The 12832-nt window shown below is 75.0% G+C and carries 14 protein-coding genes; 5 read left to right on the plus strand and 9 right to left on the minus strand.

The features are described 5' to 3' along the window. Positions 1 to 7 precede the first annotated feature (7 nt). On the minus strand, positions 8 to 1387 hold the full coding sequence (locus AC6CH6_RS08565) for a GntP family permease (protein ID WP_498254819.1): 1380 nt from the start codon (positions 1385 to 1387) through the stop codon (positions 8 to 10). A 142-nt stretch (positions 1388 to 1529) separates the two neighbouring features. On the opposite strand from AC6CH6_RS08565, the gene AC6CH6_RS08570 reads away from it, so the two are divergent. From AC6CH6_RS08570 to AC6CH6_RS08585, 4 genes are all read left to right on the plus strand, one after another. Further along, positions 1530 to 2240 carry a FadR/GntR family transcriptional regulator gene (locus AC6CH6_RS08570; protein ID WP_498254820.1) on the plus strand — a complete coding sequence of 237 codons (711 nt, stop codon included), beginning with the start codon at positions 1530 to 1532 and terminating at the stop codon, positions 2238 to 2240. A gap of 51 nt (positions 2241 to 2291) precedes the next feature. Beyond that, on the plus strand, positions 2292 to 3053 hold the full coding sequence (locus AC6CH6_RS08575; RefSeq protein WP_133409672.1) for a YoaK family protein: 762 nt from the start codon (positions 2292 to 2294) through the stop codon (positions 3051 to 3053). A gap of 29 nt (positions 3054 to 3082) precedes the next feature. Beyond that, positions 3083 to 3592, plus strand: a complete 510-nt coding sequence (locus AC6CH6_RS08580; protein ID WP_498254821.1) for a nucleoside deaminase — start codon at positions 3083 to 3085, stop codon at positions 3590 to 3592. A gap of 137 nt (positions 3593 to 3729) precedes the next feature. Then, the gene (locus AC6CH6_RS08585) at positions 3730 to 3930 is read left to right on the plus strand and encodes an antitoxin (RefSeq protein WP_133409670.1); all 201 of its coding nucleotides are present in this window, start codon (positions 3730 to 3732) and stop codon (positions 3928 to 3930) included. A 56-nt stretch (positions 3931 to 3986) separates the two neighbouring features. Here the strand turns inward: AC6CH6_RS08585 and AC6CH6_RS08590 are convergent, their stop codons facing one another. The 7 genes from AC6CH6_RS08590 to AC6CH6_RS08620 all read right to left on the minus strand — a co-directional run bounded on the left by AC6CH6_RS08590 (position 3987) and on the right by AC6CH6_RS08620 (position 9990). Then, complete coding sequence (locus AC6CH6_RS08590; protein WP_498254962.1) at positions 3987 to 6491, minus strand: ATP-binding cassette domain-containing protein; 2505 nt, start codon at positions 6489 to 6491, stop codon at positions 3987 to 3989. Positions 6492 to 6592: 101 nt separating this feature from the next. Next, positions 6593 to 7423 carry an FAD:protein FMN transferase gene (locus AC6CH6_RS08595; RefSeq protein WP_498254822.1) on the minus strand — a complete coding sequence of 277 codons (831 nt, stop codon included), beginning with the start codon at positions 7421 to 7423 and terminating at the stop codon, positions 6593 to 6595. Next, positions 7420 to 7638 (minus strand): hypothetical protein, encoded by a 219-nt coding sequence (locus tag AC6CH6_RS08600; protein WP_165979647.1) that lies wholly within the window; start codon positions 7636 to 7638, stop codon positions 7420 to 7422. Before AC6CH6_RS08600 ends, AC6CH6_RS08595 begins: the two co-directional genes overlap by 4 nt. Positions 7639 to 7726: 88 nt before the next feature. Continuing rightward, positions 7727 to 8140 (minus strand): hypothetical protein, encoded by a 414-nt coding sequence (locus tag AC6CH6_RS08605; protein WP_126349613.1) that lies wholly within the window; start codon positions 8138 to 8140, stop codon positions 7727 to 7729. A gap of 237 nt (positions 8141 to 8377) precedes the next feature. Continuing rightward, positions 8378 to 8740: a hypothetical protein gene (locus AC6CH6_RS08610; protein WP_017835018.1), complete on the minus strand. Its 363-nt coding sequence runs from the start codon at positions 8738 to 8740 to the stop codon at positions 8378 to 8380. Positions 8741 to 8996: 256 nt separating this feature from the next. Continuing rightward, entirely contained in the window at positions 8997 to 9677 is a 681-nt protein-coding gene (locus AC6CH6_RS08615) for a YqjF family protein (protein ID WP_498254963.1), read from the minus strand. Between the two features lie 49 nt (positions 9678 to 9726). Beyond that, positions 9727 to 9990: a hypothetical protein gene (locus tag AC6CH6_RS08620; RefSeq protein ID WP_498254823.1), complete on the minus strand. Its 264-nt coding sequence runs from the start codon at positions 9988 to 9990 to the stop codon at positions 9727 to 9729. 197 nt (positions 9991 to 10187) lie between these two features. Here AC6CH6_RS08620 and AC6CH6_RS08625 point away from each other — a divergent pair, with 197 nt between their 5' ends. After that, positions 10188 to 11072, plus strand: coding sequence for a serine hydrolase (locus tag AC6CH6_RS08625; protein WP_498254824.1), 885 nt, complete (start codon positions 10188 to 10190; stop codon positions 11070 to 11072). Positions 11073 to 11089: 17 nt separating this feature from the next. On the opposite strand, the gene AC6CH6_RS08630 is transcribed toward AC6CH6_RS08625, so the two are convergent. Further along, complete coding sequence (locus tag AC6CH6_RS08630) at positions 11090 to 12775, minus strand: ABC-F family ATP-binding cassette domain-containing protein (protein ID WP_498254825.1); 1686 nt, start codon at positions 12773 to 12775, stop codon at positions 11090 to 11092. Positions 12776 to 12832: the final 57 nt, after the last annotated feature.

Consider the following 12832-nt stretch of genomic DNA (forward strand, 5'->3'; position numbering starts at 1 on the left):
CGGGGCCTCAGGCGATGTAGAAGATGACGAGGACGATGGCGAAGCCGAGGACGGACTCGAGGGCCTGCTGGACCGTCCAGGTCTTCAGCGTGGTCTTGACGTCCATGCCCATGAGCCGGCCCACGAGCCAGAAGCCGGAGTCGTTGACGTGCCCGGCGAAGACCGAGCCAGCGGCGGTGGCCAGGACCACGGCCGCGACCTCCACGGAGTTGAAGCTGCCCGCGGCCACGGCCGGTGCCATGAGCCCGGCGGCGGTGACGAGGGCCACGGTGGCCGAGCCCTGGGCCAGGCGCAGGACCACGGCGATGATGTAGGCCGCGAAGATGACGGGCAGCCCGATGCCGTCCAGCGAGGACGCCAGCGCGTCGCCGATGCCGGAGGCGCGCAGGATGCCGCCGAACATGCCGCCGGCGCCGGTGATGAGGATGACGGAGGCGACCGGGCCCAGGGAGGAGTCAATGACCTTCTCCAGAGCGGTGCCGTGCTCGCCGCGGCGGGTGCCGAGGACGAACAGCGCCACGAGGACCGAGATCAGCAGGGCGACGGGGGACTCGCCGAGGGCGGAGAGCACCTGGAACCACTCGGCGTCCTCGGAGACGGCGCCGGCGGCGCGCAGGAAGTCCAGGCCGGTGTTCATGAAGATGAGCAGCAGGGGCAGAAGCAGCAGGGCGATGATGGTGCCGACCCGCGGCGGGTTGGCGGGCTGGTCGTCGTCGACGTCGCCGAAGAAGCCCGGGACGGGGAGGACGTACTTGGTGCCCACGCGCTTGCCCCAGAGGTACGCGGAGACGTACCAGAGCGGGAACGCCAGCAGCAGGCCGATGAGCAGGACCATGCCGAGGTCGGCGCCGTAGAGCTCCGTGGCGGCCACGGGACCGGGGTGCGGCGGCACGAAGACGTGCATGACCGAGAACGCGCCGGCGGCGGGGATGCCGTACAGGAGCACGTTGTTGCCGCTCACCCGGCGGGCGACGGCGAAGATGATCGGCAGCATGACCACGAGGCCGGCGTCGAAGAAGATCGGGAAGCCCATGATCAGGGAGGCGATGCCGAGCCCGAAGGGCGCGCGCTTCTCGCCGAAGATGTCCACGAGCTTGTCCGCGAGCACCCGGGCGCCGCCGCTGTGCTCCACGAGCTTGCCGAGCATGGCGCCGAGGCCGATGAGCAGGGCCACCGAGCCGAGCGTGCCGCCGAAGGCGGTGACCGCGGTGTCCACGATCATCCCCGTGGGGATGCCGGTGGCGAACGCCGTCAGCAGCGCCACCAGGATCAGGGTGAGGAAGGCGTGCAGCTTGAACTTGATCACCAGGACCAGGATCAGTGCGATGGCGGCTGCCGCGATCGTCAGCAGCGGCGCGGTGCCGAGGGTCTGTGTCCAGTCTTCCACTGAGTTTCTCCGTTGATCTCGTGCCTGCGGACAGGCCCTGGGGTCTCGTCGTGAGCCACGACACACGCTAGGCTGACAGAAAGATCATACTTTTGGCAACAGGGTGGGCGCGACCGCGCCGCACATGACGGACGGAGCGTCCATGCACGGGGTGGAGCAGCACAGCGGGGTGCTGGACCGGCTCGGCGAGAGCATCGCCTCCGGGGCGCGGGCGCCGGGAACGGTCCTGACGCTCGCGGCCCTCGAGGAGGAGTTCGGGGTCTCCCGCACGCTCGTGCGGGAGGTGGTGCGCGTGCTCGAGTCCATGGGGATGGTGGAGTCCCGGCGGCGGGTGGGCGTCACCGTCCGCCCGCCGCGGGACTGGAACCCGTTCGACCCCCGGCTGATCCGGTGGCGGCTCGGCGGTCCGGGACGCGACGAGCAGCTGCGGAGCCTGACCGAGCTGCGGACCGCCATCGAACCCGTGGCCGCCCGGCTGGCCGCGCTCCGGGCCGACGGGCCCACCCGGCGGCGCCTGGTGGAGCTCGCCGCCCGGCTGCGGGAGCTCGGCGAGGCACGCCGCGGCACCGACCCCGAGTACCTGGAGGTGGACACCGCCTACCACGCGCTGTTGCTGGAGGCGAGCGGCAACCCGATGCTCGCCGCCCTGCAGGACGTGGTGGCCGAGGTGCTCTCCGGCCGCACGGCGCTCGGGCTCATGCCCCGCTCCCCGGATCCCGGCGCGCTCGAGGACCACGAGGCCACGGCCGCCGCCGTCGCCTCCGGGAACGCGGCCGAGGCCGAGGCGCGGGCGCGCGCCGTGGTGGTGGAGGTGCTCGAGGGGGTCGTCGACGTGACGGAGAACACCGCCTGATCTGGCCGATGGTCTGATGGGCCCGGGCCGCGCCGTTCCTAGGCTGAGCGCATGGCCACACCCGTCACCGGCTACCTGTCCCGGGTCTCGGGGCCCCGCCGGAGCCCCCGCTACGACCTCCACCTGGCCTGCCTGCTGATCCTCGTGGCCGGCATGCTCAACTCGGCGGGCTTCGTGGCCGTGGCGCTCTACACCTCCCACATGACCGGCCTGACCGCGACCATGGCCGACCACCTCGTGGACGGGGACGTGGAGCTGCTGTCCCTCGGCGCGGTGGGACTGGGCGCGTTCGTGCTCGGCGGCATCTGGTGCTCGCTGCTCTTCACCTGGGGCCGGCGGCGCGGGCTCGGGTGCCGGTTCGCGAACGTGCTCGCCTTCGAGGGCGCGCTGATCCTGGTGTTCAGCCTGACCGCCGAGGCCGTCGAGGACGACCACCGCGGCCTCGTGCCCGTCGCCGTCCTGTGCTTCACCATGGGGATGCAGAACGCGCTCCTCAGCAAGGTCGCCGACATCCCCGTGCGCACCACCCACGTCACCGGGATGGTCACCGACATCGCGATCGAGCTCGGCAGGATGCTCTACCCCCACCGCACACCGGGCCCGGAACCGGTCCGGGCGGACCGCAGGAAGCTGCGGGTCCTGACCACCCTCGTGGGCCTGTTCTTCCTGGGCGGCGTGGCCGGGACGGTCGGCTACCTGGCCGCGGGGTTCTCCTTCCTGGTGCCGGTCGCCCTGCTGCTGCTGGTCCTGGCCTACCGTCCGGTGGCCCGGGACCTCTCCCGCAGGCGCCCGCCCGCCCGCGCGTTCCTGTGAGCCGGCGCCCCCGCCCGTAGGCTGGGGCCATGGGCATCTCGGAGACCGACCGCGGACACCTGCGACGCTGCGTGGAGCTGGCCCGCGAGGCCCTCGACGCCGGGGACGAGCCGTTCGGCTCGGTGCTGGTCTCGGCGCGGGGGGAGGTCCTGTTCGAGGACCGCAACCGGGTGGCCGGCGGTGACGCGACCCGCCACCCCGAGTTCGAGATCGCCCGGTGGGCGGCCGCCCACCTGACCCCGGAGCAGCGCTCCGCGGCCACGGTCTACACCTCGGGCGAGCACTGCCCCATGTGCTCGGCGGCCCACGCCTGGGTGGGGCTGGGCCGCATCGTCCACGCCTCCTCCTCGGCGCAGCTCGGCCGGTGGCTGGACGAGCTCGGCGCCCCGCCCGCCCCCGTCGCGGCGCTGCCGATCACCCAGGTGGCCCCGGGGGTGCCCGTGGACGGCCCCTGCCCCGAACTGGCGCCGGCGGTGCGTGACCTGCACCGCCGGCTGCACCTGACCCGGACCGGAACCGACCCGCGAGGCCGCAGCTGACGGCCACCGCGCCCGGCGGCGTCGCCGTCGGCCGCAACCTCGGCGCGGGGTGGCCAGGGGCCCCGTCCGGGGACCAGGATGGAGGGGTACCTCCGGTGGGCGGCGCCCGCCGGAACCGTTCGACGAGAGGAACGATCATGGTGGACATGGGAGGATTCGCGGACAAGGCGAAGAACCTTGCGGACCAGCACCCGGACAAGGTGCAGCAGGGCATCGACCGGGGCGGCGACGCCGTCGACGAGCGCACCGGCAACAAGTACGAGGGCCAGGTGGACCAGGCCCAGGAGAAGGCCGGCGGCTTCCTCGGCGCCGACGAGAAGGATCAGCAGCAGAACTGATCCGCGGCCGCTGACCTCGGCCCCGCCCGCCTCCCGGCGCGCGGGGCCGCGGTCTCTCAGGCCAGCGCTGCGGCCAGGTAGGGCGCCGTGCGGCTGGCCGGGCACGCGGCGACCTCGGCCGGGGTGCCGGCGCACACGATCCGCCCGCCGGCCTCGCCGCCGGACGGGCCCATGTCGATCACCCAGTCCGACGACGCCACCACGTCCATGGCGTGCTCCACCACCACCACGGTGTTGCCGGCGTCCACCAGGCGGTTGAGCTGGTGCAGCAGCAGCTGCACGTCCTGCGGGTGCAGGCCGGTGGTGGGCTCGTCCAGGAGGTACAGGGTGTGGCCGCGGCGGGCCCGCTGCAGCTCGGTGGCCAGCTTGATCCGCTGCGCCTCGCCCCCGGAGAGCTCGGTGGCCGGCTGGCCGAGCCGCAGGTAGCCGAGCCCCACGTCGAGCAAGGTGCGCAGGCTGCGCGCGGCGGCCGGGACGTCCGCGAGGAACTCCGCGGCGGTCTCCACGCGCATGCCCAGGACGTCGGCGATGCTCCGCCCCCGGTGGGTCACCTCCAGGGTCTCGGGGTTGTAGCGGGCGCCCTGGCAGTCGGGGCAGGGCCCGTAGGTGCCGGGCAGGAACAGCAGCTCGACGGCCAGGAAGCCCTCGCCCTGACACGTCTCGCACCGGCCGCCGGTCACGTTGAAGGAGAACCGCCCGGCCCCGTAGCCGCGGGCCCGCGCCTCGTCGGTGGCGGCGTAGAGCTTGCGGACCGCGTCGAACAGTCCCGTGTAGGTCGCCAGGTTGGAGCGCGGGGTGCGGCCGATGGGCCGCTGGTCCACCCGGATCAGCCGGTCCAGGTGCTCCAGGCCCTCGACGGCACCCACCCGTGCCCCGGCGGCGGGCGCGGCGTCGTCCTCGGCCTCGGCGGGCGCCGCCCCGCCGTGCACGTGCCGGCCGACCGTCTCGGCCAGGACCTGGCTGACCAGCGTGGACTTGCCCGAGCCGGAGACCCCGGTGACGGCGGTCAGCACGCCCAGGGGGATCTCCGCGTCGAGGTCCACCAGGTTGTGGCGCGTGACCCCGCGCAGCCGCAGCCGCCGCTCGACCGGGCGCGGCGTGCGCTCCGCCGCCGTGCCGCCCGGAGGATCGTCAGGCGAGCCGTTCGGGGAACCGTGCGGGGAGCCGTCCGGGAACAGGAAGGGGCGCGTGGCGGACTCCGCCACGTCGGCCAGGCCGGGCACGGGGCCGCTGTACAGCACTGAGCCGCCGCGGTCCCCGGCCTGGGGCCCCACGTCCACGACCCAGTCGGAGCGCCGCACCACGGCCATGTCGTGCTCCACCACGAACACCGAGTTCCCGGAGGCCTTCAGCTCCTCCAGCACGGCCAGCAGCGGCTCGGCGTCGGCCGGGTGCAGGCCCGCCGAGGGCTCGTCGAGCACGTAGACCACGCCGAAGAGCCCGGAGCGCAGCTGGGTGGCGATCCGCAGCCGCTGCATCTCCCCCGGGGAGAGCGTGGGCGTGGACCGGTCCAGGCTCAGGTAGCCCAGGCCCAGGTCCAGGAGCACCTGCAGCCGGGCGAGCAGGTCCTTGGCGATGGTCACCGCGGCCTCGCTGCGCTCCCCCGAGGACACCGCCCGGGAGGCGGTCCCAGCGTCCTCCAGGGTGGCGGTGGGCCGGACCACCTCGGCCAGCTCGCCGAGGGACGCCCCGTTGAGCTCGGCGATGCTCCGGCCCGCGAAGGTCACGGCGAGCGCCTCGGGGCGCAGGCCGCTGCCGGCGCACGCGGGGCAGGGTCCCGTGACCACGTACTGCAGGACGCGCTCGCGCATCTGCTGGCTCGCGGAGTCCGCCAGGGTGTGCAGGACGTAGCTCTTCGCGCTCCAGAACCGGCCCTTGTACGGCTTCGCCACCCGGTCCCGTTGCGGGGTGATCTCCACGACCGGCTGCTCCTCGGTGAACAGGATCCAGTCGCGCTCCTCCCGCGGCAGCTCGCGCCAGGGGACGTCGACGTCGTGGCCCAGGTGGCTCAGGATGTCGCGCAGGTTCTTGCCCTGCCACGCGCCGGGCCACGCCGCGACGGCCCCGTCCCGGATGCTGAGCCCCGGGTCCGGGACCAGGGAGGGCTCGGTGACGTCGTGCACGGTGCCCAGGCCCGAGCACCGGGGGCACGCGCCGGCGGCGGTGTTGGGCGAGAAGGCGTCCGAGTCCAGGCTGCCCGCGGCGGAGTCCGGGTAGGTGCCCGCCCGGGAGAAGAGCATGCGCATCGAGTTGGACAGTGTGGTGAGGGTGCCCACGGTGGAGCGCGAGCTGGGAGCGCCGCGCCGCTGCTGCAGGGCGACGGCGGGCGGCAGCCCGGTGATCCCCTCGACCGCGGGGTTGTGCCCCTGCTGGATCAGGCGCCGCGCGTAGGGGGCCACGGACTCGAGGTAGCGCCGCTGCGCCTCGGCGTAGATGGTGCCGAAGGCCAGGGAGGACTTCCCGGACCCGGAGACGCCGGTGAAGGCGACGATCGCGTCGCGGGGGACGTCCACGTCCACGTGGCGCAGGTTGTTCTCGGAGGCTCCCCGGACCCGGACCATGCCGGTGCGGGTGGTGCCGGGGACGGTGTCGGGGGCCGGGTCGGTGTCGGGGTGGGTGCTCACCGCCTCCACCCTAGCCACCGGCGGGGCCCCACGGGGACTCAGCGGGTGAGGTGGTGCTCCCGGCCGACCGACCAGGCCGTGTCCGCGGGGGCGGGGTCCACGCCCCAGGCGGACCACTCGTCCAGGCCGGCGAACCAGCGGGCCCCGTCCCGGCCGGCGACCACGAGGGCCGTGGCCAGCACCCCGGCGAGCCGTGCGTCCGGGCCGACGACCGTCGCGGACCGGGCGCCCGAGGCGGGCCGTCCCGTGCGCGGGTCCACGACGTGCGCCGGGCGCTCGGCGGTGCTCGAGGTCGACACCGCGCCGTTGCCGGGCAGCACGGTCCAGGTCACCGCGCCGGCGTCGTCGGGGTGGCGGATGCCCACGGTCCAGGGCCTCCCGGGCCCGGCGGACCCGCGGGTCACGACGTCCCCGCCGGCCTCCACGCAGACGTTCGCGCACCCGGCGCGGACGAGGTCGTCGGCGATCCGCTCCGCGGCCCACGCCGTGACGTAGCCGGAGGGGTCGAAGCCGCCGCGCACGGCCCACGGGTCGAAGCAGCCGTCGGTCAGCTCCCGGGCCTCCCGGCAGCGCCGGAGCACGTCCAGGAGGGCGCCCTGGGCGGCGTCCCACCGGCTGAGCCGGCGCTCGTCGAGCAGGCCGGAGCGGAGCGCCGTCACGAGCGAGTCGGGGCGGTAGGTGGAGAAGACCGCGTCGACCCACCGCATGTTGGCCACGGCCGTGTCCAGGGCGTGCTGCACGGCGGGCTCGGGGGGCAGCCCCTCCTCGCCGGCGCGGACGTCGACGGTCACGGTGGTGCCCCAGACGGGCTCGCGGTGGCGGTGCCACCGGCCCTCGGGGCGGCGCAGTTCGACGGCGGGGGCGCTCACAGCCCGGCCCGCTCGAGGAGCTCCCGGCAGACCGTGCGGTAGCCCTTCACGGCGGGGGCGGCGCCGCTCACGACGTCGACGCGCGCCGGCCGCCTCGTGAGGACCTCCTCCTGGAGGACGGGTACGGCGGGGTCGTCGAGCCGCTGCGGGGGGCGTGGGGGGAGGGATGTGCGGTCGATGACTTCGACTATAGGACCAGGGGTGGTGCCGGTCACTGGACTTTCGGGCAGAGTTCCACAGCCGGGGACGCGGGACGGGCCCGCTCCTGCGCCGGCGCAGGAACGGGCCCGTCCACCGGTCCCGCTAGTCGGCGATCTCGATGACCTGCAGCGGCAGGTTCGTGCCGGTCCCGCAGAACTCCGCCTGGCACTCCTGGATGAACCCGGAGAGCACGGCCGGTCCCTCGTCGAAGGCCATGTTGAAGGCCACGGCCTGGTAGTCCAGCTCGACCTCGCCGCCCTCGCAGACCCACTGCTGGAAGTAGCTGCCGTTGGCGATCCGCCCCTCGGAGACCCGCTGGGTCACGCTGAGGGAGACGAAGATGTTGCTCCCCGCCGTGCACGAGACCTTGTAGGTGCCCTCGACGGCCGCCCCCTCGGCGATCCGCGTGGCGTCGCTGATCTCGTAGATCTCCATCGCCTGCGCCGGTGCGGCGGCGACGAGACCGATTCCTGCCGCGAAGGCGGCGGCCGTGACTGCCCTGGTGGTTCTTCTCATGGTTCTGTCCCATCCGGTGGAGAAGCGAGAAGCGCTTCGCGACTGGTGCCGGCCCGCGGCGCATTCCCCCGAACGCCCCCGGGCCCCGTGTCTGGTACGACGTCACCAACGTAGGCGCAGGTCAGGGTGCATCGGCCACCGTGCGTGAAGATGACGGACACGATTCGGACACGGTGCCGGTGCCACCGCGGCCGCCGGGCACCGGCTCGGACCGGGAGGCGCCGGACGGGGCGCCGCTCAGAACGCGTCGTCGATGGCCACCGGCCGGCCGTGCCGGTCGTAGTAGTAGACCCCCTGCGTCTCCGGTGTCCCGTCGGCGGGGTCCTCCGGCGGCTCCGCCGGGAGGGCGCCGCCGCCCCGGGCGCCGAGCGCGAGCGCACCGACGGACACGAGCAGCAGGAGCACCACCGTGAGCAGCGGCCCCAGGGGCACGGCGCGGACGAGGACGGCCAGGACCACGGTCAGCGCGAGGAGCAGGAGCAGGGCGCCCGTGGCCGCGGACTCGAACGCGCGGCCGGGGCGGGCGGCCCCGGGCTCGGCCGAGGACCGGCCGGAGAAGTCGGGCAGCTGGGGCAGCTCGGGAACGAGCGGAGTGGTCACGGCGGGCCTTTCGCGTGCGGCTCCCCCGGTGGAACGGTCCCGGCGGTGAGCGGCTCCGGGAGCGACCTCGACCGGAGTCCCCCCGGTCGCTCCTGCGGGAGTTGGTTCCATCCTGGACCCCCCGCCCGCTTCGGGCCTGCCCACTCTTGTGGGGCTGTCGGGTACCGGGCGGCGCCATCCGGGGGACGGAGCACCCGGACGGCCGCGGACGGTGCGCGGGCAGGCGCGGTCCGGCGGACGGTGCGGGATCCGCGGATCAGGGGCCGGGCACCGTCCGGGGCCGCCCGATCCGGGTCCGGACGCCCGGCGAGAACAGCACGGACTCGGGCGGGCCGTCGACGTCGAGACCGGCCGCGGCCAGCAGGCCGTCCTCGAGGTGCGCGACCGCCGCGGGGTGCAGCGGCCACGGCTCGTGCGAGACGGGGACGTGCACCGTGCGGCCGGCGAACCGGCTGTGCAGGCCGAACCGCGCGGTGAGCTCCAGCGACAGCTCGTCGTCGGCGCGGGCAGCGCGGTTCGGGTGCACGGCGAAGGAGGACGTCGTCCGTCCGCGGCGCCGGACGACGTCGTACCCGTAAGCGGGATCCGCCCCGTCGGGGGCGACGGCCCGGCACTGCGACCACACGTAGGGCAGGCCGGCGGCGCGGGCGCCGAGGACGACCGCAAGCCGTGGGGCGTCGAGGGACAGGAACACCACTGCGCGCGTGCCGTCCGGCTCGCGGGAGTAGAGGCGGACGTTGATCTCGGGGAAGCTTCCCCAGTAGGGCAGGGGCACCGCGGCGCCGAGCCGGATCCGCTGCATCCGGAAGCCGACGAGGCCCGCCCAGGCGGAGCCGTCGACCACGTCCGCCCGGACGCCCGGCGGCATCCGCGCCGCCGCGGCGGACACGGGGATCCGCCAGTGCAGGAAGACGGCGTCCTCCCAGCGCTGGTCCATCAGGTGGGGGCGCGGCAGCCCCGGCGCCGCGGGCCAGGGAGCCGCCGGATCAGCCGTCGTCCTGCTCGTCATCCTGTTCCATGGGCCCCTCGCCCTCCGTGGGGCTGATGGGCCCGGTCGTGTTCTCCTCCTCGGTGGCGTCCGTGGCCTCGTCCTCGGCGGTCTCCTCGCCTCCGGCGGGGGCCTCCTGCTCCGTGCCCTCCTCGCCGCCGGACCCGGGGTCGTCGCACCCCGCGAGTCCCAGGGCGGCGAAGGACAGGAACCCGATCGCCAGCGTCCTGCGCCACCAGCTCTCGCCCGCAGCTGCTGTCATGACCCCTCCTCCGTGGTTCTGCATGAGCATCAAAGGTAAGCACGCTTCACAAACCGGTGCAACAGTGGGGACAGGATTGACGGAAGATGTTCAGCGGAAATCCAGGACGGCGCCGGTACGGTCGGGAACGGGACCGGCGCCTGCCGCCGGGGCGAACCGCCCGCGTCCCCCGTCCGTCCGGGAACGAAAGGCGCACCGTGCGCACGAGCTGTCGAGGGGCCCGATCCGGCCGCGCCGCGGCGCTGGGCCTCGCCCTCGCCCTCCTCCTCGGCGCCTGCGGCGGGGACGGGGACGGCGCCGTGCCGGCCGCCGCCCCGACGGCCGAGGCCGCCGCCGCGGGCCTGGCGGCGGACCTGGAGGAGCTCGCCGCCGAGGTGCCCGGGGAGCTCGGGGTCGTGCTGCTCGACCCGGAGGGCGGGGAGGTCGTGGCCCGCAACGCGGACCGTCCGTTCACGAGCGCGAGCCTCTACAAGCTCTTCCTGGCCCATGCGGTCCTCGACCGGGCCGACCGAGGCGCCCTCGCCCTCTCGGACGTCGTGCCGGGACTGGGCCTCACCGTCGAGCAGGCCCTCGACGTGATGATCAGCTGGTCGGACAACGCCTCCGGTGCGGCACTGGGCCAGTGGCTCGGATGGGAGCAGGTCGAGGCCTTCGCCCACGGGCAGGGCTTCACGGCCACGACCTTCGACCCCGACACCGGCTCGCAGGACGTCGTCGCGATGACCACCACTCCCGCGGACGTCGCCGCCCTCCTGGAGCGCCTGCGCCGCGGTGAGCTGCTCTCCGGCTCCTCCACCGCCCTGCTCCTCGGGTTCCTGGAGGAGCAGCACCTCGACTACGCCCTCTCCTCGGGCTTCTCCCCGGACGTCGGCTTCGCGCACAAGACCGGTCTGCTGGTGGACGTCTCGCACGACGCCGGGATCGTCGAGCTCGGCGGGCACGACTACGTCGTCGCCGTCCTGACCGACGGGTGGTCCGACTACGAGGAGTCGGCGCCCTGGTTCGGGGACGCCGGGCGGGAGATCGAGGCGTACGTGCGGGAGGACACCGGCACCTCCCCCCGACCGGCCGCGGCACCGTAGGCGGGGGCTCCGGGCGGTCAGTCCGTCCCGGACCGCACCCGGAGCACCCGGCCCCGCCAGCGCCGCCGGACCCACCGGTCGTGCGTGGCCAGCACCACCGTGCCCGGGAAGTCCTCCAGGGCCCGCTCGAGCTCCTCGGCCAGGGCCAGCGACAGGTGGTTGGTGGGCTCGTCCAGGAGCAGCAGCGGGGCGGGCTCCGCGACCAGGGCCGCGAGCGCCACCCTCCGGCGCTGCCCGGGGGAGAGCTCCCCGAGGGGGCGGCAGGCGTCGTCGGCGCGCAGGAGGCCGAGCTCCTCCAGCGTCGGGGCGCCGCTGCCGTCCCGCAGCCGGGAGCGGAAGGCCGCCTCGGCCGGGCACGCCAGGTCCGGCCAGGAGTCGTCCTGGGCCAGGCGGCCGACGACGACGGGGCCCTGCCGCTCCACGGTCCCGCCGTCGGCGCGCAGCTCCCCCGCCAGCACGGCGAGCAGCGTCGACTTCCCGGTGCCGTTCGGGCCCTCGACCAGCAGCCGGTCCCCGGCGCGCAGCTCGAGGTCGGTGGGCGCCAGTCGTCCGTCCACATGTGCCCCGGTGAGCCGGACCAGCGGGACGTCGGCGTCGGCCCCGGTGTCCGCGCCCCGGTGGAAGCCCGCGAAGCGCAGGGGTGCCGGCGGGGCGCCGACCGCGGTGCGCTCGAGCTCGGCCAGCCGGTGGCGGGCCGAGCGCACCCGGCCGCCGATGGTCTTGGCGGCGCGGTCGCTGTAGAACTTCCGGGTGATCCGGCCCTCGGACTTCGGGGCCGTGGTGTGGAAGATCTCCCGGCCGGAGACCTCGGCGATCTCCCGCAGCCGCTCCCGCTCCTGCCCCTGGGCGGCGAAGCGCTCGGCCCAGCGGCGGCGGGCGAGCTCCCGCTGCCGGAGGTAGGAGCTGTAGCCGCCCGTGGACGCCGTGCCCTGCCGGGGCGGGCCGCCGGCGGACTCGTCGGGGCCCAGGGCGGGGTCGAGGTCGACCACCCCGGTGGCCACCTCGTCCAGGAACCGCCGGTCGTGGCTGGCCAGGAGCACCGGGCCACGCCAGCCGGCCAGCTCGGCCGCGAGGAAGTCGACGGCGTCGTCGTCGAGGTGGTTCGTCGGCTCGTCGAGCAGCAGCGCCGTGGGCCGGGCCAGCAGCAGCGCCGCGAGCGCGAGACGGCGCCGCTGCCCGCCGGACAGCTCCCCGACCGCCCGGCTCCTCGGCAGCCGGGCCAGCCCGAGCCCGCTCAGGACCGTCTCGATGCGGGCGTCGAGGGCCCACAGCCCGTGGCGCTCGGCGTCCCGGAGCACGGTGTCGTAGGCGTCCGCCGTCGCGGGGTCGTCGGGCGCCGCGGCGATGCCGGCGGCGAGCGCGGCCAGCCGGTGCTCCAGGGCGCGGACCTCTCCGACGGCCTGCTCGACGACCTGCTCCAGGGTGGTGGCGGCGGGGAGGTCGAGCTCCTGGTGCAGCAGTCCGGTGCGCTCCGGCCGGTGCACGGTGCCCGTGCCCGGCACCAGGAGCCCGGCGGCCACGTGCAGCAGGGTGGTCTTGCCGGCGCCGTTCTCCCCGATCAGGCCGGTGCGCTCACCGGCGGCGACGGTCAGGGACACGTCGGTGAGGACCCGGCGGCCGGGGTGGCTGACACCGATGCCGTCCAGGCGCAGGTGGGCGGGGCGGTGCGGGGCGGCGGCCGCCGAGGGGGCGGTGGAGGTCACGGTGCGGTCCTGTCGATGCTGGGGGTCGGGCCCGCCGGGCGAGTGCGGCACCGGATG

Source organism: Kocuria sp. GQ42, assembly GCF_059758435.1.